At 73.1% G+C, this 24,212-nt stretch carries 23 protein-coding genes; 10 read left to right on the top strand and 13 right to left on the bottom strand.

Annotated features, from left to right (window positions below):
- Positions 1 to 25: 25 nt before the first annotated feature.
- The 6 genes from FHS88_RS10690 to FHS88_RS10665 all read right to left on the bottom strand — a co-directional run bounded on the left by FHS88_RS10690 (position 26) and on the right by FHS88_RS10665 (position 6,689).
- Positions 26 to 346 (bottom strand): hypothetical protein, encoded by a 321-nt coding sequence (locus tag FHS88_RS10690; RefSeq protein WP_184484389.1) that lies wholly within the window; start codon positions 344 to 346, stop codon positions 26 to 28.
- Positions 339 to 1,394: a porphobilinogen synthase gene (hemB, locus tag FHS88_RS10685; protein ID WP_184484387.1), complete on the bottom strand. Its 1,056-nt coding sequence runs from the start codon at positions 1,392 to 1,394 to the stop codon at positions 339 to 341. The genes FHS88_RS10690 and hemB overlap by 8 nt, the downstream gene beginning before the upstream one ends.
- Positions 1,391 to 2,716, bottom strand: coding sequence for an O-acetylhomoserine aminocarboxypropyltransferase/cysteine synthase family protein (locus FHS88_RS10680; protein ID WP_184484385.1), 1,326 nt, complete (start codon positions 2,714 to 2,716; stop codon positions 1,391 to 1,393). Before FHS88_RS10680 ends, hemB begins: the two co-directional genes overlap by 4 nt.
- A gap of 159 nt (positions 2,717 to 2,875) precedes the next feature.
- On the bottom strand, positions 2,876 to 5,140 hold the full coding sequence (locus FHS88_RS10675; RefSeq protein ID WP_184484384.1) for a glycosyltransferase: 2,265 nt from the start codon (positions 5,138 to 5,140) through the stop codon (positions 2,876 to 2,878).
- On the bottom strand, positions 5,121 to 6,077 hold the full coding sequence (locus FHS88_RS10670) for a glycosyltransferase family 2 protein (RefSeq protein ID WP_184484382.1): 957 nt from the start codon (positions 6,075 to 6,077) through the stop codon (positions 5,121 to 5,123). Before FHS88_RS10670 ends, FHS88_RS10675 begins: the two co-directional genes overlap by 20 nt.
- 3 nt (positions 6,078 to 6,080) lie before the next feature.
- Entirely contained in the window at positions 6,081 to 6,689 is a 609-nt protein-coding gene (locus FHS88_RS10665; protein ID WP_184484380.1) for a hypothetical protein, read from the bottom strand.
- Between the two features lie 116 nt (positions 6,690 to 6,805).
- Here FHS88_RS10665 and FHS88_RS10660 point away from each other — a divergent pair, with 116 nt between their 5' ends.
- Both FHS88_RS10660 and FHS88_RS10655 read left to right on the top strand, forming a co-directional pair.
- The gene (locus tag FHS88_RS10660; RefSeq protein ID WP_184484378.1) at positions 6,806 to 7,636 is read left to right on the top strand and encodes a sulfotransferase; all 831 of its coding nucleotides are present in this window, start codon (positions 6,806 to 6,808) and stop codon (positions 7,634 to 7,636) included.
- A complete protein-coding gene (locus tag FHS88_RS10655) occupies positions 7,633 to 8,547 on the top strand; it encodes a capsular polysaccharide synthesis protein (protein WP_184484376.1) in 915 nt (304 codons plus the stop codon). The genes FHS88_RS10660 and FHS88_RS10655 overlap by 4 nt, the downstream gene beginning before the upstream one ends.
- A gap of 27 nt (positions 8,548 to 8,574) precedes the next feature.
- Here FHS88_RS10655 and FHS88_RS10650 read toward each other — a convergent pair whose 3' ends face one another.
- The 3 genes from FHS88_RS10650 to FHS88_RS10640 all read right to left on the bottom strand — a co-directional run bounded on the left by FHS88_RS10650 (position 8,575) and on the right by FHS88_RS10640 (position 10,496).
- Entirely contained in the window at positions 8,575 to 9,495 is a 921-nt protein-coding gene (locus FHS88_RS10650) for a sugar kinase (RefSeq protein WP_184484374.1), read from the bottom strand.
- 1 nt (position 9,496) lies between these two features.
- Complete coding sequence (locus FHS88_RS10645; protein WP_184484372.1) at positions 9,497 to 10,123, bottom strand: bifunctional 4-hydroxy-2-oxoglutarate aldolase/2-dehydro-3-deoxy-phosphogluconate aldolase; 627 nt, start codon at positions 10,121 to 10,123, stop codon at positions 9,497 to 9,499.
- 73 nt (positions 10,124 to 10,196) lie between these two features.
- The gene (locus tag FHS88_RS10640; protein ID WP_184484370.1) at positions 10,197 to 10,496 is read right to left on the bottom strand and encodes a hypothetical protein; all 300 of its coding nucleotides are present in this window, start codon (positions 10,494 to 10,496) and stop codon (positions 10,197 to 10,199) included.
- 340 nt (positions 10,497 to 10,836) lie between these two features.
- Here FHS88_RS10640 and FHS88_RS10635 point away from each other — a divergent pair, with 340 nt between their 5' ends.
- Positions 10,837 to 12,135, top strand: a complete 1,299-nt coding sequence (locus tag FHS88_RS10635; protein ID WP_184484368.1) for a hemolysin family protein — start codon at positions 10,837 to 10,839, stop codon at positions 12,133 to 12,135.
- A 4-nt stretch (positions 12,136 to 12,139) separates the two neighbouring features.
- Here FHS88_RS10635 and gpt read toward each other — a convergent pair whose 3' ends face one another.
- The gene (gpt, locus tag FHS88_RS10630) at positions 12,140 to 12,616 is read right to left on the bottom strand and encodes a xanthine phosphoribosyltransferase (RefSeq protein WP_184484366.1); all 477 of its coding nucleotides are present in this window, start codon (positions 12,614 to 12,616) and stop codon (positions 12,140 to 12,142) included.
- A complete protein-coding gene (locus FHS88_RS10625) occupies positions 12,616 to 12,957 on the bottom strand; it encodes a tRNA-binding protein (protein ID WP_184484364.1) in 342 nt (113 codons plus the stop codon). The genes gpt and FHS88_RS10625 overlap by 1 nt, the downstream gene beginning before the upstream one ends.
- A gap of 188 nt (positions 12,958 to 13,145) precedes the next feature.
- On the opposite strand from FHS88_RS10625, the gene ggt reads away from it, so the two are divergent.
- The 3 genes from ggt to FHS88_RS10610 are packed head-to-tail and all read left to right on the top strand — an operon-like array spanning position 13,146 to position 16,780.
- Positions 13,146 to 14,756: a gamma-glutamyltransferase gene (ggt, locus tag FHS88_RS10620; protein WP_184484362.1), complete on the top strand. Its 1,611-nt coding sequence runs from the start codon at positions 13,146 to 13,148 to the stop codon at positions 14,754 to 14,756.
- 27 nt (positions 14,757 to 14,783) lie between these two features.
- A complete protein-coding gene (locus tag FHS88_RS10615; protein ID WP_184484360.1) occupies positions 14,784 to 15,287 on the top strand; it encodes an O-acetyl-ADP-ribose deacetylase in 504 nt (167 codons plus the stop codon).
- Entirely contained in the window at positions 15,284 to 16,780 is a 1,497-nt protein-coding gene (locus FHS88_RS10610; RefSeq protein ID WP_184484358.1) for an amidase, read from the top strand. The genes FHS88_RS10615 and FHS88_RS10610 overlap by 4 nt, the downstream gene beginning before the upstream one ends.
- Before the next feature lie 177 nt (positions 16,781 to 16,957).
- Here the strand turns inward: FHS88_RS10610 and FHS88_RS10605 are convergent, their stop codons facing one another.
- Together FHS88_RS10605 and FHS88_RS10600 are read right to left on the bottom strand one after the other, a co-directional pair.
- Positions 16,958 to 17,242, bottom strand: coding sequence for a hypothetical protein (locus FHS88_RS10605; protein WP_184484356.1), 285 nt, complete (start codon positions 17,240 to 17,242; stop codon positions 16,958 to 16,960).
- A gap of 138 nt (positions 17,243 to 17,380) precedes the next feature.
- Positions 17,381 to 17,635: an Lrp/AsnC ligand binding domain-containing protein gene (locus tag FHS88_RS10600; protein ID WP_184484354.1), complete on the bottom strand. Its 255-nt coding sequence runs from the start codon at positions 17,633 to 17,635 to the stop codon at positions 17,381 to 17,383.
- A gap of 188 nt (positions 17,636 to 17,823) precedes the next feature.
- On the opposite strand from FHS88_RS10600, the gene FHS88_RS10595 reads away from it, so the two are divergent.
- The 4 genes from FHS88_RS10595 to FHS88_RS10580 all read left to right on the top strand — a co-directional run bounded on the left by FHS88_RS10595 (position 17,824) and on the right by FHS88_RS10580 (position 24,198).
- Positions 17,824 to 18,876 (top strand): ABC transporter ATP-binding protein, encoded by a 1,053-nt coding sequence (locus FHS88_RS10595; RefSeq protein ID WP_184484352.1) that lies wholly within the window; start codon positions 17,824 to 17,826, stop codon positions 18,874 to 18,876.
- Positions 18,873 to 19,865: an ABC transporter ATP-binding protein gene (locus FHS88_RS10590; protein ID WP_246419795.1), complete on the top strand. Its 993-nt coding sequence runs from the start codon at positions 18,873 to 18,875 to the stop codon at positions 19,863 to 19,865. The genes FHS88_RS10595 and FHS88_RS10590 overlap by 4 nt, the downstream gene beginning before the upstream one ends.
- 73 nt (positions 19,866 to 19,938) lie before the next feature.
- The gene (locus tag FHS88_RS10585; RefSeq protein ID WP_184484350.1) at positions 19,939 to 21,057 is read left to right on the top strand and encodes an efflux RND transporter periplasmic adaptor subunit; all 1,119 of its coding nucleotides are present in this window, start codon (positions 19,939 to 19,941) and stop codon (positions 21,055 to 21,057) included.
- A 15-nt stretch (positions 21,058 to 21,072) separates the two neighbouring features.
- Positions 21,073 to 24,198 carry an efflux RND transporter permease subunit gene (locus FHS88_RS10580; protein WP_184484348.1) on the top strand — a complete coding sequence of 1,042 codons (3,126 nt, stop codon included), beginning with the start codon at positions 21,073 to 21,075 and terminating at the stop codon, positions 24,196 to 24,198.
- Positions 24,199 to 24,212 lie beyond the last annotated feature (14 nt).

Genomic DNA, 24,212 nt, shown 5'->3' with positions numbered 1-24,212 from the left:
GGGGGTGCCGCCCGCGCGCGCCGCTTCAGCCGCGGCCGAGCCCGAGCCGGCGCCTGAGCTTCTGCCAGGCCGAGAGCGTGCCCGCCGGCGCCGCGGGCAGCGGCGGCAGCCGGGCCGCATCGGCGGCCGGCAGCAGCGCCACCCGCTTCTCCCTCAGCGCGGCGAGGCGCCGCCAGGCGCGCGCCTGGTCCTCGCTGCCGGGTGAGGCGCGGCGGAAGGCGATCAGCGCCTCCACTTCGGCGCGGTGAAGGCGGATCGCGGCCACCGCCGGATCGGTGCCGCGGTCGGAGGCGCCGTGCCAGGGGCGGCGCAGCGCCTCCTCGGGCAGGGCGGCCTTCTCATCCACGGCGGAGCAGCGCCGCGGCCTCGACCGCGAAATAGGTCAGCACACCATTCGCGCCGGCGCGCTTGAAGCCCATCAGGCTTTCCATCATCGCGCGCTCGTGCTCGATCCAGCCGTTCTGCACCGCGGCCATGATCATCGCGTATTCGCCGCTGACCTGGTAGGCGAAGGTCGGCACGCCGAAGCGGTCCTTCACGCGGCGGACGATGTCGAGATAGGGCATGCCCGGCTTGACCATGACCATGTCGGCGCCCTCGGCGAGGTCGAGTGCCACCTCGCGCAGCGCCTCGTCCGAGTTGGCCGGGTCCATCTGGTAGGTCTTCTTGTCCCCGCGCAGCGCCTTGCCCGAACCCAGCGCGTCGCGGAACGGGCCATAGAAGGCCGAGGCGTATTTCGCCGCATAGGACATGATGCGCGTGTCGATGAAGCCCTGCGCGTCGAGCGCCGCGCGGATCGCGCCCACGCGGCCGTCCATCATGTCCGAGGGCGCGATCACGTCGATCCCCGCCTCGGCTTGGTTCACCGCCTGCCTGACCAGGATGGCGACGGAATCGTCGTTGTGCACGTAGTCCCCGGTGCGGGTGGCGCGGATCACGCCGTCATGGCCGTGGTCGGTGTAGGGGTCGAGCGCCACGTCGCCGATCAGGCCGATCTCGGGGAAATGCTTCTTCAGCTCGCGCGCGGCGCGGCAGATCAGGTTGTCGGGGTTGAGCGCCTCGGTGCCCTCGGCGTCCTTCGCCTCGGGCGGCGTGGCGGGGAAGATGGCGATGGCCGGCACGCCAAGCCGAGCGGCTCCTTCGACATGCTTCGCCACGCGATCCACCGTCACGCGCACCTGCCCCGGCATGGAGGCGACGGGGCGTTCCTCGTCGCGGCCCTCGATGACAAAGATCGGCCAGATCAGGTCGTCCACCGAGAGGGTGTTCTCCGCCACCAGCCGCCGCGTCCAGGCGTCGCGGCGGTTGCGGCGCAGCCGGACCGCCGGGTAGGCGCCCTGCGCGGCGGGCGCCTCGGCGAGGAAGGGCGCAGACTGGCGGCGGTCGGCGTTCATTCGGCGGCGGCCTTCATCCCCGGCCCCGTCGCGGCGGCGAGCGCCTGGTCGAGATCGGCGATGATGTCGTCGATGTGCTCGATGCCGATGGACAGCCGCACATAGCCCGGCGTCACGCCCGAGGCCGCCTGCTCGGCTTCCGAGAGCTGGCTGTGCGTGGTGGTGGCCGGGTGGATGGCGAGGCTGCGCGCGTCGCCGATGTTCGCGACGTGGTAGAACATCCGCAGCGCCTCGATGAAGCGCTGTCCGGCCTCCTTGCCGCCCTTGAGCTCGATGCCCATCAGGCTGCCGTAGCCGCCCTTGAGATGCGCGTCGGCGCGGCGCTTCCACTCGCCCTCCATCAGCGAGGGATGGATCACCTTCGCGACCGCGGGGTGCTGCGCGAGATGGGCGGCGACCCTCAGCGCATTGGCGCAGTGCCGCTCCATGCGCAGCGGCAGCGTCTCGAGGCCCTGGATGGTCAGGAAGGCGTTCATCGGCGCCATCGGCGCGCCGATGTCGCGCAAGAGGCAGGTGCGCATGCGGATGATGTAGGCGATCGGCCCGAGCGGCTTGACCGCCTGCGTCCAGACCGCGCCGTGGTAGGAGGGGTCGGGCTTGTTGAGCGTGGGGAAGCGCTCGGCATGCGCCTCCCAGTCGAAATTGCCGCCATCCACCACGAGGCCGCCGATGCTGGTGCCGTGGCCGCCGATCCACTTCGTGGTGGAGTGCATCACCACCGCCGCGCCGTGCTCGAGCGGGCGGCAGATCACCGGTGCGGCCGTGTTGTCCATGATCAGCGGCACGCCGAGCCTGCGGCCGAGGGCCGCGACCTCGGCGATGGGGAAGACGTGCAGCTTCGGGTTGGGCAGCGTCTCGGCGTACCAGCAGCGGGTGCGCGCGTCGGTGGCGCGGGCGAAGGCCTCGGGGTCGGCGGGATCCACGAAGCGGACCTCGACGCCGAACTGCTTGAGGGTGTTGGCGAAGAGGTTCCAGGTGCCGCCGTAGAGGTCGGTGCTGCTGACGATGTTGTCGCCCGCCTCGCAGAGATTCATCACGCAGAAGGTCGTCGCCGCCTGGCCCGAGCCGAGCGCGAGGCCGGCCACGCCGCCCTCGAGCGCCGCGACGCGCTTCTCGAGCACGTCCACGGTCGGGTTCATGATGCGGGTGTAGATGTTGCCCAGTTCGGCCAGCGCGAAGAGGCGCGCGGCATGGCCGGTGTCCTGGAACTGGAAGGAGGTGGTCTGGTGGATCGGCACCGCCACCGAGCCGGTGGTCGGGTCCGCGCGCCAGCCGGCATGCAGCGCGATGGTCTCGGGGTTGGTGAAGCTCGGTGCGGACATCGGCGTCTTCCCGTCTGCGGCGGTTTCCTCGCCCCTCAACTGCCACGGGACGGGGCGGGGCGAAAGGGAAATGGCGCCGCCTGCGCCGCGGCGGCCCGGCGGAGAAGGCGATGGCCCGGACCGCACGGGCCGGGAGCAAGGCCGCCTCCGCCCGCCCCTTCAGCCGATGAGCCGGCCGAGTTCGGCCCAGATCCGCGCCCAGCCGGCATCGCGGGCGAACTCCTCCGCTGCGGCGCCATCCGGCGGCGTCTCGGCGGCGCGGTCATAAGCCGCCATGGCGAGCGCCGCGGAGGCGAGGCCCCGCGCGCGGGCCGAGGGTCCGGGCGGGATGGCAAGAACCTCCGGCGCGCCGGGATCGGCGGTGCGCAGATGCGCGATGCCGGCGCGCAGCGCCAATTCGCGCACCGGCCCGGCGCCCGGTGGGCGGCCGTGCTCGACCACGAAGGCCGGCCGCCGGCCGCGCCAGGTCGCGGGGTCGAGGAAGGCGGCGGCCGGGGCGAGGCTGACGCTGCCCGGGCGGATCGCGAGCGGCCCCGATGCCGGTCCCGAAGGGGGCTGCCCGCCCGGGGCGAAAAGGATCACCGACCGGCCGAGCGTGCCGGTGGCGAAGGCGAGGATGGGCAGCAGGCCGGGCGCCCCCGCATCGGCGGCGAGGATCGCCACCGGCCCGGGCCGGCCGCCGCGCAGGGCTGCCAGCAGGCGGCTTTCCTCGCCGCGCCAGAGCAGCGGGGCGGTCGCGCGCTCGGCCCCGCTCGCGCGCAGCAGGGCAGCGGTTTCCGGGCCGGGCCCGCTCTCCAGGAGCAGGAAGCGGGGGAAGGCGCGGGCCAGGGGCGCGAGGGCCTCGGCGGCGGCGATATGCGCCAGCCCGGCATGGGCGATGCCGAGGCGGGTGGCGACCGGCGCCGCGGGCGGCGCATCCGGCAGGGCGACGAACCAGGCGGCGAGATGGGGTTCGGCGAGCAGCGCGGGCAGGCTCTCGCGCCGCAGCGTCTCGGCGTCGAGCGCCTCGGCCACCGCGGGCGGCAGCGGGCCGGCGGCGGGCTCCACGGCGATGCGCGCGGCGGCGGCGAGCAGGCGCAAGGCCGCCGGGTCGGCCGCCTCCGGCGTGCCCGAGAGATGCAGCAGCACGGGCGCGCGCAGCCCGGCATAGCGCGCGGCGTCCAGCGCATGGTCGAAGGCGAGGAGGCCGGGGCGCGCCTGGTCGAAGCGCATCGCGATAACGACCGAGGGCGGCAGCCGCGCGGCGCGCCGGCCCGCCTCGGCGAGCGTGCGCGCCACCGCAGCGCGCGCCACCGCCGCGCTGCGCCTGGAGGCCTCGGCGAGCGCCGCGATGCCGTCCGGTTCGCGCACCAGGCGATGCGCGGCGCGCAGCATGGCGGCGAAGTCGGCGCAGGCATGGAAGGGGTGGCTGGGCTCGTAGCCCTCGAAGGCATGGGCATGGCTGATGACCGGCAGGCCGCGCGAGAGCGCCTCGCCCACCTTGATCTTGAGCCCGGTCGAGAAGGCGAGCGGGGCGAGCACCACGTCCACCGCCTCGTAGAAAGTGTCCACCTGCTCGACCTCGCCCATCATGCGGAGCCAGGGCAGGCGCAGGCGTTCGAGCAGGCCGCAGACCGAGCCGGCGAGCACCACCTCGACCGGCAGCAGGGTGCGGCGAAGATAGGCGTCGGCCTCGCGGATGAAGGCGCGGATGTTGGTCGCGTTGATGCTGTTGCGCCCGCCGAGGATGCCGAGGCGCAGCACGCCGTCCGGCGCGCGGCGCGGGGTCTCGGGTGCGAAGGCCTCGACATGCGGCAGCGTCGCGACGGGGCGCGGCGTGAGGCGGCGGAAGGCCTCGGCCTCCTGCTCCTTGATCGCCCAGACGATGTCGGCGCGGCCGAGGGCGATCGCCTCCTCGGCCTCGGTGGTGTGAAAGTATTCGGGGGCGATGCCGTGCGCGGCGAGCAGCGCCCGCCGCCCGGCGAAGCGGTCATGCGTGTCGAGGATGCGCAGCACGTCCGGCGGCGCGTGCTCGAGCGCCTTCGACAGCCAGGTGTAGTTGACGATCAGCGCGTCGTAGCGCCCGACCCTGAACAGCCAGTCGAGCATCTGCCCGATCGCCGGGTCCCACCATTCGTCGATGGCGTGGTCGGGGCCGGAGGCGGGGCGGGCGTGCAGCGGGCGGGTGACGGGGCAGAGGAACACCTCGTCCCATTGCCGCGCCATCTCGGCCTGCGCGGCGCGCGGCAGGCGCGTGCGCCAGGCCTCGTCCGAGGGGTAGTGCAGCAGCGCGGTGCGCGCGCCCTCGCGCCGCAGCGCGCGGTTCACTTCCAGGATGCGCGCGCGGTTGCCCAGGGTGACCGGCGCCGTCGGCACCGGCGAGAGGACCAGCACCCGCACTCCCGCCCAGGCGCCGCGCGGCGGTTCAGAGGTCGTCGTGCTCATCGAGGCCGGCGAGCAGCGCCGTGACGGCGTTGTAGACGGCCGAGACCTGCCAGCGGAAGGCGGCGGGGTCGTCCTTGGCGAGCGCGAGGCCGCGCAGCGTGCGGTCGGCCGGGTTCTGCGCGAGGAGGTAGGACTTCACCGCGAGCCACGAATCGTCGCCCCTGGCCATGCGCGCCTCGGGCTCGCGCAGGTAGTCCGAGACGGCCTGCCAGGCGGCGCGCCGGCGGAACCAGCGCTGCGTGAGCCGCGCCGGATCGATCAGGTGCTCCACCACCGCATCCGGCGCATAGGCGGCCGCGCCGCCGAGGGCGCGGATGCGCGCGGTCACCGCCGTCTCCTCCGAGGAGAGCAGGCTCGCCCCGCCGCCGGTGCGGCCGAGGGAGGTGTCGAACCCGCCGGCCTCGCGCAGCGCGGCGATGCGGAAGGCGATGTTGGCGCCGGCGACCCATTCGCGCTCGGTGAGCAGGCGCCGCTCGGGGCCGAGATCCACCACGGTGAGGTCGCCGAGCATCTCGTCGGGCAGCCAGTCGGGGCGGGGGGCGAGCCAGACCGGGCGGACCGGGCCGCCGAGCACGCCCACCGCATCGCCGAAGGCCTCGAAGGCGGCGAGCAGCGCGGCGAGCCAGCCCGGGGCGGCGCGCGCATCGTCGTCGAGATAGGCGATGAGCGGCGCGCGGGCGCGCTCGGCGGCGAGGTTGCGCGCGCGCGAGAGGCCGGGCCGCGGCTCGTGGAACCAGGCGAGGTTCGGCGCATCCGCGAAGGCCGCCGCCTCCCGCGCCGAGCGCAGGCCGTCGCGGGAATTGTCCACCACCACCACCTCGAAGGCGTCGGTCGGCAGATCCTGGGCGAGCAGGCTGCGGATCGCGCCGGGCAGCAGGTCGTAGCGTTCATGCGTGCAGATCGCGGCGGTGATGCGCGGCGGCGGGGCGCTCGCCATGGCTCAGGCGCGGTCGAGGCGCAGCGACTGGAAGGCGACGCCGAGCATGCGCTTGTCCGGCAGGCCCCGCGCCGAGGGCGAATGGACATGCGGCACGCGCAGGACGATCGGCGTCGGGCCCTCCGCCGGGCGCGGCGGGATCGGGGGCGAGACCAGCACCTTCTCGCTGCCGCGCCGCGTCAGCGGGTGGGGCTCGCCGTCCACCTCCAGCACGAGGTCCTTGGCATTGGCCGGGACGCCGAAATGGAACAGGCGCAGCGTGGTGACGAGCGGCGCGGAGCGGTCGATCCAGGCCTCGAAGCGCACCTCGGGGGCCGGGCCGGTCCAGCGAAAGGCGCCCTCGGGGCCCCATTCGAGGCGGTAGAAGCCGTCGGCGGCGGGCAGCAGCTCGTCGGCGGCGATGGCGAAGGCGATGGGCAGCGAGGCGGCGGGCGGCGCGGGGGCGGGCGGCGGCTCGGCAAGGCCTGCCGCGGCGGCGGCCTCGCGCAGTTGCAGGGCGCGTTCGAGCGCCTCGACGCGCGCGCGGAGCGCGGCGAGTTCGCCGCTCAGCCCCGCCGCCGCGCCGGGTTCCGGCACCGGCGCGGCCTGGGGCGTATCCGGTGTGGCGTCCATCAAACCCTGCTCCGGCGCCGTGGGTGGCCTTGCGCCGACTATAGGTTTCGCCCCCGGGGCGCGGAAGCCGCGGCATGCTTCCGCGCCGCCGCGGCGCGTGCCACACGGGGCGGGCCATGCCCGACGCCGCCACGCCGCCCCGCTACCCCGACTTCCTGTGCATCGGCGCGCAGAAGGCGGGCACGAGCTGGCTCGACGCCAACCTGCGCCGCCATCCGGGCGTCTGGATGCCCTGGATCAAGGAGCTGCAATACTTCAATCACCTCTACATCCCCGGCCATCGCGGCTGGACGGATGCGCACCGGCGCCGCCATGCCGAGCGCGCCATCCGCGGCGTGCTGCGCCGCGCGGGGGAGGGGGCGCTCGATATCGGCCTGATCCACGCCATCGCGGCGGTGGCCGCCGAGCCGCTCTCCGATGCCTGGTACGGGCGCATCTTCGCCCATGCCGGGCCGGGGCGGATCTGCGGGGAGGCGACGCCGGAATACAGCCTGCTGCCGCCCGAGGGCATCGCGCATGTGCATCGGCTCAATCCGCGGATGAAGGTGATCCTGCTGCTGCGCGAGCCGCTGGCGCGCTGCTGGTCGCATCTGCGCATGCTCGCGCACGGGCGGGCGGATTTCGACTTCCTCGCCGCCGCCGCGCTGCCCGACGTGCTGGCGCGCGCCGATTACCCGCGCATCCTCGCGGCATGGCGGGCGGTGTTCGGGGCGGAGCGGGTGATGGTCCGGCGCATCGAGGATGTGGCGCGGGAGCCCTCGCGCTTCTGGCACGATCTCGCCGCTTTCCTCGGCATCCCGTGGCATCCGCGGCTCGAGGCCCATGCGGCGGAGCCGGTCTTCGTCGGGCCCGAGATGGAACTGCCCGCGGCGGTGGAACGGCGGCTGCGGGAGGGCCTCGCGCCGGTCTATGACCGCATGGGGCCCTATGAGCGGTTTCCCGGATGACGGGCGGGCTGGACTTCTACCGGCCGAACCCTCGCGTGGCCGGGTCGGCGCCGGGCTTCTACCCCTTCATGGATGCGCTGCTGGAGCGGCATGGCGCCGCGGTGGCCGAGGCCGTCCGCGCCGCCTTGGAGCGCCGGGCCGAACGACCGGGGCCGGTGCCGCGCCGGGTATGGCTGCATTGGGCGCAGGGGTGGGCGGCGGCGCCGCCGGTCGCTCTGCTGTGCCGCGATTCGTGGCTCGCATGGAACCGCCGATACGATGTCGTGCCGACGGACGAGGCGGGGCTTGCGGATCTCCTCGCAGGGGTCGCTTGGGAGCCGGCGCGATTCCCCCCACGCATCCGGGCCGATGCGCTGCGACTGCGGCTGCTCGCGCGGCGGGGCGGGGTCTGGGCGGATGCGACGGTCTTCTGCAGCCGGCCGCTCGAGACTTGGCTGCCGTTCTGCACGGCGGATTCGCGCTTTTTCGTCTTCGCCTTCCGGCCCGGTGGCGATCGCGGGCTCGCAAGCTGGTTCATCCAGGGGGACGGGGGCTCTCCGCTCCTCGCCGCGTGGTCGGCGCTGTTTGATCTCTACCTCGCGGAACTGTCGCGGCGACGACAGGCACCGCATGCCTATTTCGCGCTGCACTACGTGTTCGACATCGCGCGTCAGCTCCTGCCCGAGACGCGCGACGAATGGGAGACGATGCCGAAGCTGCCCCCGGCCCAGGCCGGCGGCGCGGTGCTCCGGATGCTGGAGGCCGGCGACAAGGCGGGGCTGGGGGAGGCGGAGCAGGCGCGGCTCGCCCGGCTGCTCCACGAGATCCCGCTCCACAAGCTGAGCTGGAAGGGCGCGGTCGCGGCGGGCGGCGCGCGGGTGGAGGCGGTGTTCGCCGCGCTCAGGGCCTGCCTCGCCGCTGGGCGCGCCTGAGTCCGGGCCCGGACCCCCGCGCGGCAGTCACGCCCCGAGCAACCCTCGCACCGCCTCCGCGCGCGGGATGGGCGCGACCGCGCCGTAGCCGGTGGTCGCGAGCGCGGCCGCGGCATTGGCGTAGCGCGCGGCCTCCTCCGGCGCGTCGCCGGCGAGGGTGCGGGCGAGGAAGGCGCCGGCGAAGGCATCGCCCGCCCCGGTCGCGTCCACCGTGGCGACGCGATGGCCGGGGATGCGCGCGCGGGCCTCGCGCGTCGCGACGAGGCAGCCCGCGGCACCGCATTTCAGCACCACGAGCGGGCAGAGCCGGAGATAGAAATCCGCCACCGCGTCGGGCTCCGTGAGGCCGGTCAGCGCGGTGGCATCCTCGAGCGAGGGGAGGGCGATGTCGGCCATGGCGATCGCCGCATGGATCACCGCCGCGGCGCGGGCGGCGGGCCAGAGGCGCAGGCGCAGGTTGGTGTCGTAGGAGATGCGGACCCCGGCCTCGCGCGCGATGGCGATGGCGCGGAAGGCGGCGTCGCAGGCGGTCTCCGAGATCGCCTGGCTGATGCCCGAGAGGTGCAGGATGCGCGCGGCGCGGATGGCGGCCTCCGGCACGTCCTCGGGGCGGTAGCGGGCGGCGGCGCTGCCGCTGCGGTAGAAGGTGAAGTGGTGCCCGCGCGCATCATGCGTGACGAGGTAGATGCCGGTGGGCGCGGCGGGGTTGCGGAGGACGGTGGAGGCGTCCACGCCCTCGCGCGCCCAGAGGGCGAGGAAGGACTCGCCCGGCCCGTCGGCGCCGATGGCGCCGACATAGCCGACGGAGGCGCCCTGGCGCGCGGCGGCGATGGCGGCGTTGGAGGTGTCCCCGCCATGGCCTTCGAGATAGAGGCGGCGCCCGTCCGGGCCGGCGGGCTGCTGGTTGAACTCCAGCATCGGCTCGCCCATGCAGAGCAGGTCCGGCATCTCAGGCCCGCATGATGCCGAGCGCGTCCTCCGCCGCGCGCCGGACGGCGGCGCGGTCGCCGGCGGCGATCAGCGCCTCGTCCACCAGGCGGCCGCCCATGCCGACGCAGGCGGCGCCGGCGGCGAGGTAGTCGGGCGCGTTGCGCGCATCCACCCCGCCGGTCGGGCAGAAGGCGACATCGGGGAAGACCGCGCGCAGCGCGCGGATGTGCTGCGGCCCGCCTGCCGAACCCGCCGGGAAGATCTTCACCATGTCCGCGCCGGCGGCGAGCGCGGCGCGGATCTCGCTCGGCGTCATGGCGCCGAGCATCAGGCATGCCCCGCCATCCTGCGCGACCGGGGCGAGGGCGGGGTCCACCCAGGGGGCGACGAGAAAGCGGGCGCCGGCCTCGATGCAGGCCTCGGCTGTGCGGGCATCGGGGACGGTGCCGGCGCCGACCAGCAGGTCCGGGTCCGCCGAGAGGGCGCGGATCAGGGCCGGGGCCTCGGGGACCGTCATGGTGATCTCGAAGACGCGGAAGCCGGCCTCCTGCAGCCAGGCGACGGCGGTGGCGGCGCGGGCGGCGGTGGAGGTGCGCACCACCGGGATGATGCGTGCGGCGCGGAGGCGGGGGATCAGGGGATGCATGGCGCGGGCGTTTCCTTCCGCCGCCATGCTCCGGCGCCGCGCGGGCGGCGGCAAGAGCGCCAGGGACGGCCGGTCAGACCGCCATGCGGTCGGCGGTGGCCTGCAGGCGGCGTGCGGAGGCGAGGGCGCGCTCGATCTCGGCGGCGGTCATGTCGAGGGCGTGGCGGTAGCCGCTCACGCTGTCGCCGAGGCGCGACATGGTGCGCGAGAGGTCTCCGATGGCCGCGCGCAGGCCGGCGGTGGCGTGGGACTGGCTGGCCACGGCCTCGTCGAGGCGGCGCAGGGCGAGGCGAAGCCGATCCTCGGGCCGCCGAGGGAAGAGGGCGATGCCTTGCGGCGTTGGCTCGGAGGACGGGCGGGACAGGTCGCTCATGGGGCCTCTGCGTGCGCGGATTAATCCTTTCTTAACGCGACGCATGAACGAAGGCGAGCGGAAAATGTCTCGGTTTTTGTCGAATGTCGCGAAATTTCGTTGAACCTCCGGCCCCGCGTGGTGATGGCGGGATACTCGAAGTGAGGTAGTTCAATAGTATAGACGATCATTCGCAAGCGAGATCGCAATTTTTGCGCGAGTTCTGGTCATTGCCGCGTCGCTGCGCGCTCGGATCGTTTCGTGAGACGACGGCCCCCTCGCCACCGTCCCGCCCCCGGCCCGGTTTCCGCCGCCGCGGCCGTTACGCTAGAAGGCAGCGGCGGAGGCCAATACCCCCTAGATGAGCATCCTCTTCGAGGTCGGCGTCATCATCGTGCTGGTGCTGCTCAACGGCGCCTTCGCGATGAGCGAACTCGCGATCGTCTCCTCCCGCCGCGCGCGCCTGCAGGCCATGCAGCGGCGCGGCAGTGCCGGCGCCGCCGAGGCGCTCGCGCTTGCCGAGAACCCGCAGCGCTTCCTGCCCACGGTGCAGGTCGGCATCACCCTCGTCGGCATCTTCGCCGGCGCCTTCGGCGGCGCGCGGCTCGCGGGCACGCTCGGCGAACTGTTCGACGCCATCCCCGGTGTGGCGCCCTTCGGGCGCGAGATCGCCTTCGGCCTCGTCGTCGTCGCGATCACCTATCTCAGCCTCATCCTCGGCGAGCTGGTCCCGAAGCAGATCGCGCTGCGCAACCCGGAGCGGGTGGCGGCGCTGGTGGCGCGGCCCCTGTCGGGGCTCGCGCGCATCACGGCGCCGGTGGTCTGGCTGCTCGGCAAGTCCTCGGCCCTCGTGCTCGGCCTGCTCGGCCCGCCGCCGCCGCCCGAGCAGTCCGTGACGGAGGAGGAGGTGAAGGCGGTCGTCGCCGAGGGCGCGCAGGCCGGCGCGCTCGAGCATGAGGAGCGCCACATGATCGAGCGCGTCCTGCGCCTCGCGGACAAGCCGGTGCGGGCGCTGATGACGCCGCGCAACGACCTCGCCTGGCTCGACCGCTCCGACCCGCCGGAGGAGATCGCCCGCCGCCTGCGCGAGAGCGAGGTGACGCGCTTCGTCGTCGCGGACGGGCGCGTGGACAATGTGGTCGGCGTGGTGGTGGCGAAGGACCTGCTGGACCAGCTGCTCTCCGGCGGGCCGCTCGCCATCGCGCCGGTGCTGCGCGCGCCGCTGGTGCTGCCCGACACGCTCTCCGCCCTCGATGCGCTGGAGCGGCTGCGCGGGGACCGGCTCGGCATGGCGCTGGTGATGGACGAGTACGGCTCCTTCGAGGGGGTGGTGACCGCCTCCGACCTGCTCGAGGCCATCGTCGGCGATCTCGGCCCGGCCGAGCCGATGCCGGACGGCACGGCGGTGGTGCGCGCGGATGGTTCGCTGCTGCTCGACGGCTCCATGCCCTCGGACGAGCTGCGCGCGCGGCTCGACCTGCCCGACCTGCCGGGCGCGGGCACCTACCACACGGTGGCGGGGCTGATGCTCGCGCTGCTCAAGCGCGTGCCGAAGGAGGGCGACCGCATCGTCTGGGCCGGCTGGCGCTTCGAGATCGTGGACATGGACGGAAGGCGCGTGGACAAGGTGCTGGCCACGCGCGAGGAGATGGCGGTCTGAGCCGCTATTTCGCCTGGGTCTTGGCGATCGGGGCGATGAACTGCGGCTCGGTGTCCCAGGGGAACAGGATCCAGGTGTCCTGGCTCACCTCGGTGATGAAGGTGTCCACCGTGGGCTTGCCGGCGGGCTTCGCATAGACGGTGGCGAAATGCGCCTTGGGCAGCAGCGCGCGGATGACGCGCGCGGTGGTGCCGGTGTCCACGAGGTCGTCGAGGATCAGCCAGCCCTCGCCGTCGCCGGCCGCGGCGGGGGGCTTGGCGACGCGCGGCTCGCCGCGGGTCTGCTCGTCGTAGGTGAGGATGGAGACGCTCTCGATGAGCCGGCAATCGAGTTCGCGCGCGATGATGGCGGCCGGGATCAGCCCGCCGCGGGTGATGGCGACGATGCCGCGATAGGGGCCGCGTTCGAGCAGCCGCCAGGCGAGCGCCTTGCTGTCGCGGTGCAGCTGGTCCCAGGTGACAGTGTAGTACTTCTGCGCCATCAGAACATCTTCCCCCCGTCCGGCACCCTGAGGTCCGGCTTGAGCAGCACCACCGCGCCGTTCTCGTCGGGCACGCCGAGCACCAGCACCTCGCTCTCGAACCCGGCGATGCGCCGGGGCGGGAAGTTGACCACCGCGATCACCTGGCGGCCGATCAGCCGGTCCGGCGCATAATGGACGGTCAGTTGCGCGGAGGAGCGCTTCACCCCGATCGTGCCGCCGAAATCCACCCAGAGGCGGATCGAGGGCTTGCGGGCCTCGGGGAAGGGCTGGGCGTCCGCGACGGTGCCGACGCGGATGTCCAGGCGGTCGAAATCCTCGATGCTGGCGATGCGTTCCATGGGGTGCCCTGGGCGCGCGCGGCGGAGGCCCGGCGCCGCCATCCCCTCTAATGCCGAACCGCGCGCGGCGCGAGAGGGGCCTTGCCGGGGCCGGGGCTGCCCTGCGCGCGGCGCCGGGCGCGCGGGCTTTCCAAGCCGGCGGTCCCGTTGCATGGAGGGGGCAAGCAACAGACAGGTCCGTCCATCCCATGCGTGATTTCCACCTCCCCGGCCGCAGCCCTGCCTATGGCACCAACGGCATGGCCGCGACCTCGATGCCGCAGGCGACGCTCGCCGCCCTCGACATCCTCCGCGCCGGGGGCAATGCGCTCGACGCCGCCATCGCGGCCTGCGCGGTGCAATGCGTGATCGAGCCGGAATCCACGGGCATCGGCGGCGACTGCTTCTGCCTCTATGTCCCCGCCGGGTCGTCGAAGGTGATCGCGCTGAACGGCTCCGGCCGGGCGCCCGCCGCGGCCACGCCCGAGGCGCTCCGCGCGGCGGGGCTGAGCGCGATGGTGAACACCTCGGCCCACTCGGTCACGGTGCCCGGGGCGATCAGCGCCTGGGAGCTGCTGAACCGCACCCATGGGCGGCTCGGCCTCGATGCCATCCTCCAGCCCGCGATCCGCTACGCCGAGGAGGGCTTCGCCATCTCCCCGCGCGTGCACCACGACTGGGTGGGGCTGGTGGGCAAGCTGTCGAAGCACGAGGCCTCGGCGCGGCGCTTCCTGGTGGATGGGGAGGCGCCGGCGCTCGGCAGCCGCTTCGTGCAGCCAGAGCTCGCGCGCACGCTGCGCGCCATCGCCGCGCGCGGCAAGAAGGCCTTCTACGAGGGCGAGGTGGCGGCGGACATCGTGGCGACGCTGCGCGCCGCGGGCGGCCTGCACACCGAGGAGGATTTCGCCCGCGGCGCCGACGTGGCGGAGTTCGTCGAGCCGATCTCGATCTCCTGGCGCGGCATGGAGGTGTTCCAGTGCCCGCCGAACGGGGTCGGGATGCATGTGCTGCAGATCCTCGGCACTCTTGGCAACCTCGCCACGCCCGAGGGCGGGCCGGGCACGGCGCTGCGCTATCACCGCCACATCGAGGCGGCGCGCTTCGCCTATCGCGACCGCGACGCCTTCCTCGCCGACCCCTCCCAGGTGGAGGTGCCGGTCGGCCGGCTGCTCGATCCTGACTATCTGAAGCGCCTCGCCGCCGCGATCCGCGACGATGCGGCCATCAGCGAGGCGGAGCTTCCGCCGCCGGGCGAGAGCGACCTCGCGAAGCACAGGGACACGGTCTATCTCTGCGTTGTGGACCGGGACGGCAATGCCTGTTCCTTCATCAACTCGCTGTTCGAGGGGTTCGGCTCGGGGATCCTGGCCGAGAAGTCGGGCGTGATGCTGCAGAACCGCGGCTTCGGCTTCCGCCTGCAGGAAGGCCACCCGAACTGCATCGCGCCGAACAAGCGGCCGCTGCACACCATCATCCCCGGCATGGTGATGAAGGACGGGCAGGCGATCATGCCCTATGGCGTGATGGGCGGGCGCTTCCAGCCGATGGGCCAGACGCTGTTCCTGACCAACCACTTCGAGTTCGGCCTCGACGTGCAGGAGGCGATCGACTTCCCCCGCCTGATGCCGCAGGAGGGCAAGGTGCAGATCGAGCGCGGGATCCCGGGCGCCGTCGTGGACCGCCTGCACCGTATGGGCCATGTCTGCGAACTGGTGGACAAGCCGCATGGCGGCGGACAGGCGATCCTGATCGACCGCGCGAAGGGCTGCCTCGTGGGTGGTTCGGACCCGCGCAAGGACGGCTGCGCGCTCGGCTACTGAGCCGCCGCCGGGGCGGGGGAGGGAGCGATGCCGATGCGCGCCATCCGCGCCGACATCACGGCGCTCGACGTGGATGCCATCGTCAATGCGGCGAACGGCGCGCTGGCGATGGGCGGGGGCGTCTGCGGGGCGATCTTCCGCGCCGCCGGGGCGGAGCGCCTGGCCGAGGCCTGCGCCCCGCTCGCGCCCTGCCCGACCGGCGAGGCGCGCATCACCCCGGGCTTCAGGTTGCGGGCGCGGCATGTGATCCACGCGGTCGGGCCGGTCTGGCGCGGCGGGACGCAGGGGGAGGCGGCGCTGCTCGCCTCCTGCTACCGCGAGAGCCTGCGCCTGCTGCACGAGGCGGGCGGGCGCTCCATCGCCTTTCCCGCCATCTCCACCGGCATCTTCGGCTACCCGCCGGAGGAGGCGGCCCGCATTGCGGTCGCGACGGTCCGGGCGGAAGGTGCCGCGCGGGGCGATCCCGACGTCACCTTCGCCTGCTTCGACCAGCGCATGCTCGCCCTCTACGAAAAGGAACTCGGCGCATGAGCGAACCCTGCGACCTGACGGCGCTCGAGGCGCGGCGGCTGATCGGGCGCCGCGCGCTTTCGCCGGTGGAACTGCTCGAGTCCTGCCTGCGGCGCATCGGCGAGGTGAACCACGCCGTCAACGCCATGGTGGCGATGGACGAGCCGGCCGCGCGCGCCGCCGCCCGCGCCGCCGAGGCAGCGGTGATGAAGGGCGAGCCGCTCGGCCTGCTGCACGGGCTGCCGGTGGGCATCAAGGACCTCGAGGAGACGAAGGGCCTGCGCACCACCTATGGCAGCCCGATCTTTGCCGATTTCGTGCCCGACGCCGATTGCGGGATGGTCGCGAACCTGCGCCGCGCGGGGGCGGTGGTGATCGGCAAGACCAACACGCCGGAGTTCGGCGCCGGGGCCAACACGCGCAACGCCGTCTATGGCGTGACGGGCAACCCGTTCGATCCGGCGAAATCCGCCGCCGGCTCATCGGGCGGGTCGGGCGTGGCGCTCGCCTGCGGCATGGCGCCGATCTGCTCGGGCTCGGATACCGGCGGCAGCTTGCGCAATCCGGCGGCCTTCAACGGGATCGTGGGGTTCCGGCCCTCGCCGGGCGTGGTGCCGTCCGAGAAGCGCGGGCATGGCTGGTCGGGCCTGCCGGTGCTGGGCCCGATGGCGCGCACCGTCGCCGACACCGCGCTGATGTTCGCCGCCATGGCCTCGGACGACGCCTCGGACCCGCTCGCCTACACGCTGCATGGCGAGGCGGTGCGCGGCGTGCCCGGGCGCTACCACCCGCTGCAGCCGGTGGACCTTGCCTCGCTGCGGCTCGCGGTGAGCGTGGATTTCGGCCAGGCGCCGGTCGAGAAGCATATCCGCGAGGTCTTCGCCGGCCGCGCCCAGGCGGTGGCGAGGCTGTTCGGCGCGGCGGAGGAGGCCGACCCCGATTGCCGCGGCGGCGACGAGGCCTTCGAGGTGCTGCGCGCGATGCTGTTCCTCGCCGCCCACGCGCAGAAGGTGCGCGAGCGGCCGCAGGATGTCGGGCCCAATGTGCGCGCGAATGTCGAGGAGGGGCTGCGCTACACGCTCGAGGACGCGGCGCGGGCCGCGGCGGCGCAGACGCGGCTCTACCGCGCCTGGCAGCATTTCTTCGCCCGCCACGACGTGCTGATCACGCCGGCCATCACCGTCTCGCCGCGGCCGTGGAAGGAACTCTACCCGGCCGAGATCGACGGCAAGCCGACGCGGACCTATTTCCACTGGCTTGCCTGCGCCTACTACCCGACGCTGGCGGGGCATCCGGCGATCTCGCTGCCGATGGGGCTCGACCGGCTGGGGATGCCCTTCGGGCTGCAGATCGTGGGGCCGCGCGGCGGCGATGCGCTGGTGCTGCGTGTGGCCGCGGCGATCGAGGAGGCCTTCGCGCACGACCCCGTGCTGCGCCGGCCGGTGCCCGACCTCGCGGCGCTGCGCGCGGCGCCGCCGATCAAGGCGATGCCGGGCGCGGTCGGCTGGGACTGATACCTTGCGGACAAAGGATCGACCTTTGTCCGCAAGGTATCAGGATCTGGTTCCGCGCGCGGCCGCCCCACCAGCCCCGCCCGCCGGTATGATGCAGGGCGGGCGGAGGATCGGCCGCCGCCCCTCGGATACCGTGGGGCGCAAGTCCGACGCCTTCGCCGCCGCCGTGACGGCGGGCTACCAGCCGCGCGGATAATGGGCGCGGGCGTAGGGCGCCCCGTAGCCATAGGCGGGGCGCGGCGCCCGATACCCGTAATGGGAGTCGTAGCCGCCGCGGCGATGGTTGCGGCGGTGGTAGCGGTCGTCGCGGCCGTCATTGGCGGCGAGCAGCGCGACCCCGGTCAGCGCCGCGATGCCGCCACCGAGCGCGAGCGTGCCGCCCCAGTCGGTGGTCCCGTCCGGGTGCTGACAGGCGCCGAGGGCGAGCGAGGCGGAAAGGGCGAAGGCGGGAAGCAGGCGCATCGGGCATCCTCCTGAGGCCGCAAGCATGCCCGCGGGCCATGGCCGTGGCGCGGCGCGGCGGGGGCGTCGCGATGGCGGGCGGGGCGCCTTTCGCCACAATCCCCGCGTGGTGCGCCGGCGGGCGCGCCGCGCCCTGCGTCAGGACCGCCCGCCGGAGAAGGCGTTGAAGGTCTGCAGCGTGTAGGTGTCCTTCACGCCCGGCACGGTCTGCACCTTCTCGACGACGAACTCGCCGATGTCGCGGTCGGGCTCGAGGTAGAACTTCCCGAGCAGGTCGTACTGGCCGGAGATGGAATGCATCTCGGACAGCTCCTCGATGGTGTCGGCCATGTCGCGCGCGACGCGATAGGCCTGGCCCATGTCGCATTTGATCATCACGAAGATAGCGCGCATCGCCGGGTCCGTTGCTGCGGTGCGGCAGGGTGCCGCCTGCGGGTCTTCTACATCATCGCGGCGCCGGCGTCGCGCCGCGGCGGGTGGCGCGGCCTTGGGCTTGGCGCCCAGTTCCTGGGCAGCCATGCTATCCTCTCCTTGGGCGCGCGGCGCCGCGCCACGGCACGGGGGTTGCTTGCGTGGAGGACATGACAGTCATCAGCCAGGCCCCCGACCGCGGGGGACCCGCCCAGCCGCTGCTCGAGGTCAAGGGCCTCGTGAAGCACTTCCCCATCCGTGGCGGGCTGTTCGGCCGGCAGGTCGCTGTGGTGCGCGCGGTGGACGGGGTGGACCTCGCCATCCGCAAGGGCGAGACGCTCGGCATCGTGGGCGAGTCGGGTTGCGGCAAGTCCACCACGGCGCGGCTGCTGATGCGGCTGATCGAGCCCGATGCGGGGACCATGGTGTTCGACGGCGAGACGGTGGGCGGGCCCGAGGAGACGGGTGGCGTGCCCCTGCGCGACTACCGCCGCCAGGTGCAGATGGTGTTCCAGGATTCCTACGCCTCGCTGAACCCGCGCCTGACCATCGAGGAGACCATCGCCTTCGCGCCCAAGGTCCATGGCGTGCCGGCCCATGAGGCGCGGGAGCGGGCGCATGAGCTGCTGGCGGCGGTGGGCCTCGCGCCCGGCCAGTTCGCCCAGCGCTATCCGCACGAACTCTCGGGCGGGCAGCGCCAGCGCATCAACATCGCCCGCGCGCTGGCGCTGCAGCCGCGGCTCGTCATCCTCGACGAGCCGGTCTCGGCGCTGGACAAGTCGGTCGAGGCGCAGGTGCTGAACCTGCTCGTGGACCTCAAGGAGAAGTTCGGGCTGACCTATGCCTTCATCAGCCACGACCTCAACGTGGTGCAGTACATCTCGGACCGCGTGCTGGTGATGTATCTCGGCAAGGTCGCCGAGACCGGGCCGGTCGAGGAGATCTACGAGCGCCCCGCCCATCCCTACAGCCGCGCGCTGCTCGCCTCCCGCCCCTCGATGGACCCGTCGCAGCGCCGCACCGAGCCGCCGCTCACGGGCGACCCGCCCAACCCGGTCAACCCGCCCTCGGGCTGCCGCTTCCGCACCCGCTGCCCGATCGCCGAGGGGGTCTGCGCCGAGCGCGAGCCGCCGGCGGCGCATCTCACGGCCGGGCACGAGGCATCCTGCCACGCCGCGCTGCCGGGCAGCGGGCACAGCCTCGCCGGGAGGCTCGCGGCATGAGCGCGGCGGTGCGGATGGAGCCTTCGGCGCCGCTGGTGCGCGCGCGCAACCTGACGGTGCGCTTCGTCAGCCGCGACGCCACGGTGCATGCGGTGAACGGGGTGGACCTCGACCTCGCGCAGGGGGAGGTGCTGTGCCTGCTCGGCGAGTCCGGCTCGGGCAAGTCGGTGACGCTGCGGGCGCTGATGAAGCTGTTGCCGCGCCAGGCGCGCGTGGGCGGGGAGATCATGGTCGCCGGGCGCGACGTGCAGGCGATGGACGAGCGGGCGCTCGCCGATTTCCGCGGCGGCGACGTGGCGATGATCTTCCAGGAGCCGATGACCGCGCTCGATCCCGTCTTCACCATCGGCCGGCAGATCGCGGAAGCCGTGCAGCGGCACGAGGGCGTCTCGCGCGCCGCGGCGGATGCGCGGGCGCTCGAACTCCTGGAACTGGTGCAGATCCCTTCGGCAAAGCGGCGGCTCGCGGCCTACCCGCATGAGTTGTCCGGCGGGCTTCGCCAGCGCGCGATGATTGCGGTGGCGCTCGCCTGCAAGCCCCGGCTGCTGCTGGCCGACGAGCCGACCACGGCGCTCGACGCCACCGTGCAGATCCAGGTGCTGCTGCTGCTGCGCGAGTTGCAGGAGAGGCTCGGCATGGGGGTCATCTTCGTCACCCACGACCTCGGGGTGGCGGGCGAGATCGCGGATCGGGTGGCGGTGATGTATGCGGGCCGCGTGGTCGAGGAGGCGCCGGTGGTGCCCTTCATGGCCGCGCCCATGCATCCCTACGCCCAGGGCCTGCTGGGCGCGACGGTCCATGCCGGGATGCGCGGCAAGCGGCTGACCACCATCCCCGGCGCGCCGCCGAGCCTCGAGACCGAGCCGGTGACCTGCGCCTTCGCCCCGCGCTGCGCGCTCGCGCAGGAGGACTGCCTCGCCGGCGTGCCCGAGGCGCGGGCGATGGGGGAGGGGCGGATGGTCCGCTGCCTCAGGCCGGTTACAAAGTGATGCGGGGCCCCGTGCGGGCTTGCCGAATATGAGGGCTGCGCTCAGATAGTTCCCGTAACGGGGCGAGCTGACGATGCGTGCGGTCACCCAGGTGGCGATTCTCGCCCTGCTCGGCGGTGCCGGGGCAGCATGGCACTTCTACGGCGAGCAATGGGGCGTGACGCCGCCCATGCAGTTGCTCGGGCTGAGCCAGCCGGCCGCACCAGGCGCCGCGCGCGGCGGCGGGCCGGGTGGGCCGGTCGGGGTGGTGGTGCAGCCGGTGCGCGTCGCGCCCGTGATCGAGCGGGTCGAGAGTGTCGGCACCGTGCGGGCGCGCGAGGCGGTGACCATCACCTCCAAGGTCGCCGGCATCGTCGAGACGATCCGCTTCACCGAGGGCCAGCGGGTCGAGGCCGGGGAGACCCTGGTGCAGCTCGATGCCGCGGCGCTCCGGGCGGAGCTCGACCAGGCGCGCGCGCTGCTCGATGACGCGCGCAACCAGCTCGTGCGGGCGCGGCAGCTCCAGCCGGGGCAGACCATCGCGGCGCAGCGCCTCGAGACGCTGGAGGCGCTCGCGCGCCAGGCCGAAGGCCGGGTGCGGCAGGCCGAAGCGCGGCTCGAGGAGCTGCGCGTGACCGCGCCCTTCGGCGGGCGCGTGGGGCTGAGGCAGGTCAGCCCCGGCGCGCTGATCCAGCCGGGGACGGCGATCACCACGCTCGACGACACGGCGAAGGTTCGGGTCGAGTTCTCGGTCCCCGAGGTGCATCTCGCGCGCATCCGTGTCGGCAGCCCGGTCAGCGCGCGCAGCACGGCCTATGGCGAGCGGCGCTTCCGCGGCAGCGTGACCGTGATCGACACGCGCATCGACCCGGCAACGCGCACGGTGCGGGTGATCAGCGAGTTCGACAATGCGGACGAGGCGCTGCGCCCCGGGCTGTTCCTGACGGTGGAGCTGGTGCTCGAGGAACGCGAGCGTGCGCTGCTGGTTGCCGAGGAGGCGATAGACCCGGTGGGTGACCGCGCCTTCGTCTACGTGGTGCGCGACGGGCGCGCGCGGCGGCAGGAGGTGCGTCTTGGCCTGCGCCTGCCCGGCGAGGTCGAGATCCGCGAGGGGCTGAACGCGGGCGAGCCGGTGGTGGTGCGCGGCATCCAGAGGCTGCGCAACGACCTGCCGGTGCGCGTGGTCGAGACGCTGACGCGGCCGACGAGCTGAGGGGCGGCAAGGGCGATGGTTCTCTCCGACGTCTCGATCAAGCGGCCGGTCTTCGCCACCGTCATCAGCCTGATGCTGACGGTGCTTGGCCTCTTCGCGCTGCAGCGCATGCCGATCCGCGAGTATCCGAAGATCGACCCGCCGGTCATCCAGATCACGACCACCTATCGCGGCGCCTCGGCCCCGGTGGTGGACAGCCAGATCACCGAGATCCTGGAGGCCGCGGTCGCGGGGATCGAGGGCGTGAAGCTCATGTCTTCCCAGTCGCGGGACGAGCGCAGCCAGATCACGCTCGAGTTCCTGCTCTCGCGCGACGTGGACGCGGCGGCGAACGACGTGCGCGACCGCGTGGCGCGCGCGCTGGCGCGCCTGCCCGAGCAGGCGGACACGCCGGTGGTCGCCAAGGTGGACGGCGACAGCCGGCCCATCCTCTGGATCGCCCTGGCCTCGGACCGGCTCTCGCCGCTCGACCTGACCGACGTCGCGCGGCGGCGGATCGTGGACCGGCTCGCCATCGTCGAGGGCGTGGCGCAGGTCATCATCTCCGGCGAGCGGCGCTTCTCGATGCGCATCTGGCTCGACCGCCAGGCGCTGGCCGCGCGTGGGCTGACGGTGCAGGACGTCGAGGACGCCATCCGGCGCGAGAATGTCGAGCTGCCGGGCGGGCGCATCGAGAGCACGGCGCGCGAGCTGACGGTGCGCACCGACACGCGGATGAGCCAGCCCGAGCAGTTCCGCGAGATCGTCATCGCGCGCGGCGCGGGCGGGGCGCAGGTGCTGCTGGGCGAGGTGGCGCGCGTCGAGATCGGCGCCGAGGACAATCGCGGCGCCTACCGGATCAACGGGCGGCCGGCGATCGGCCTCGGCATCCTGCGCCAATCCACGGCCAACACGCTCTCGGTCGCCGAGGGCGTGAAGGCCGAGATGGAGCGCATCCGGCCGAGCCTGCCCGAAGGCATCGACGTCATCGTCGGCTACGACGAGAGCCTCTTCATCAGCCAGTCCATCTACGAGGTGAAGCACGCGCTTCTCATCGCGCTCGCCTCGGTGATCGGCGTGATCTTCCTGTTCCTGCGCTCGCTGCGCGCGACGATCATCCCGGCGATGGCGATACCGGTTTCCATCATCGCCTCCTTCATCGCGATGGCGGCGCTGGGATTCTCGGTGAACGTGCTGACCCTGCTCGGCCTCGTGCTGGCGATCGGCCTCGTGGTGGATGATGCGATCGTGGTGCTCGAGAACATCCACCGCCGCATCGAGGAGGGGGAGGAGCCGCTGCTCGCCTCCCTGCTCGGGGCGCGGGAGATCGCCTTCGCGGTCATCGCCACGACGCTCGTGCTGGTGGCGGTGTTCGTCCCGCTCTCCTTCATGGGGGGCAATACGGGGCGGCTCTTCGTCGAGTTCGGCCTCGCGCTCGCCGCCTCGGTCGTGTTCTCGGGCCTCGTCGCGCTGACGCTGACGCCGATGATGTGCTCGAAGCTGCTGAAGCCGCACGAGGGCGAGACCTGGCTGGTGCGGGTAAGCGAGCCCGTCTTCGTCGGCATGAACAACGCGCTGCGCTGGACGCTGGACCGCGCCCTGCGCGCGCCGCTGCTGGTGCTCGGCGCGGCGGGGCTGCTCTCGGCGCTGGCGGTAGCGCTCTACAGCGTGCTGCCCAAGGAGTTCGCGCCGACCGAGGACCGCGGCGTGGTCATCATCCCGACGACGGGGCCCGAGGGCGCCTCCTTCGCCTACACGATGGAGCATGTGATGCAGATCGAGCGCCTGCTCCAGCGCTATGTGGACAGCGGGGAGGCGCGCGCCGTCTTCGCCACCGTCGGCGGCTTCCAGCGGCCGGCCATCGGCAATGTCGCGAACGTCTTCGTGCGCCTCGCCCCCTGGGCGGAGCGCGAGCGCAAGCAGCAGGAGATCGCCGCGGAGATCTTCCCGCAGGTCGCGGCCGTGCCGGGCGTGCGCGCCTTCGCGCTGAACCCGGCCTCGCTCGGCCAGCGCGGCTTCCAGCCGCCGGTGCAGTTCGTGATCGGCGGGCCGGACTACGACACGCTCGTGCAGTGGCGCGACCGCTTCCTCGAGCGCGCGCGCCAGAACCCGCGGCTGCTCAACCTCGACCACAACTTCAAGGAGACGAAGCCCGAGGTCCGCGTGCAGATCGACCGGCGCAAGGCGGCGGATCTCGGCATCTCCATCGCCGCGGTCGGGCGGACCATCGAGACGATGCTCGGCTCGCGCGAGGTCACCTCCTACGTCGTGGGCGGGCAGGAATACAAGGTGTTGCTCCAGGCGCCGGAGGAGGCGCGGCTTTCGCCCTACGACCTGCAGAACGTCTTCGTCCGCACCGGATCGGGCGGGCTGGTGCCGCTTGCGAACGTGGTGACGCTGAGCGAGCGCGCGCGGGCGCAGACGCTCGCGCGCGAGGACCGGGTGCGGGCCATCACCATCACCGCCTCCCTCGCGCCGGGCTATTCGCTGGGCGATGCGCTCGACTTCCTCGACGGCGTGGCGCGGGAGGTCCTGCCCTCCGATGCGCGCATCGCCTATCGCGGGCAGTCGCTCGAGTTCCGCGAATCCTCCGGCGCGCTCTACGTGACCTTCGCGATGGCGCTGCTGGTGGTCTTCCTGGTGCTGGCCGCGCAGTTCGAGAGCTTCGTCCACCCCCTCATCATCCTGCTCTCCACGCCGCTCGCGGTGACGGGCGGGCTGTTCGGGCTGTGGTGGACGGGGCAGTCGCTGAACGTGTTCAGCCAGATCGGCATGATCCTGCTGATCGGCCTGATGGCCAAGAACGGCATCCTGGTGGTCGAGTTCGCGAACCAGTTGCGGGACCGCGGGCTGTCCGTGCGCGATGCGGTGCTGGAGGCCTCGGTGGTGCGGCTGCGGCCGATCCTGATGACCTCGATCGCGACGGTGCTCGGCGCGCTGCCGCTGGCCATGGCGACGGGCGCGGGGGCGGAGAGCCGCATGGCGCTCGGCACCGTGATCGCCTGGGGCATCTCGGTCTCGACCTTCGTCACGCTCTATGCGGTGCCGGCGCTGTATCTGCTGCTCGCGCCCTACACCAGGCCGATCGGGGCGATCGCGGCGCGCCTCGCGGATCTCGAGTCGAGCCGCCGGCCGGGCCACGGGACGCAGCCGGCGGAGTGACGGCGCGGGCGGGA

This window comes from Neoroseomonas alkaliterrae (genome assembly GCF_014199195.1).
Classification (GTDB): Bacteria; Pseudomonadota; Alphaproteobacteria; order Acetobacterales; family Acetobacteraceae; genus Neoroseomonas; species Neoroseomonas alkaliterrae.
The sequence above is the reverse complement of the archived record's forward strand: the minus strand, read 5'-3'. Positions and strand labels throughout refer to the sequence as shown.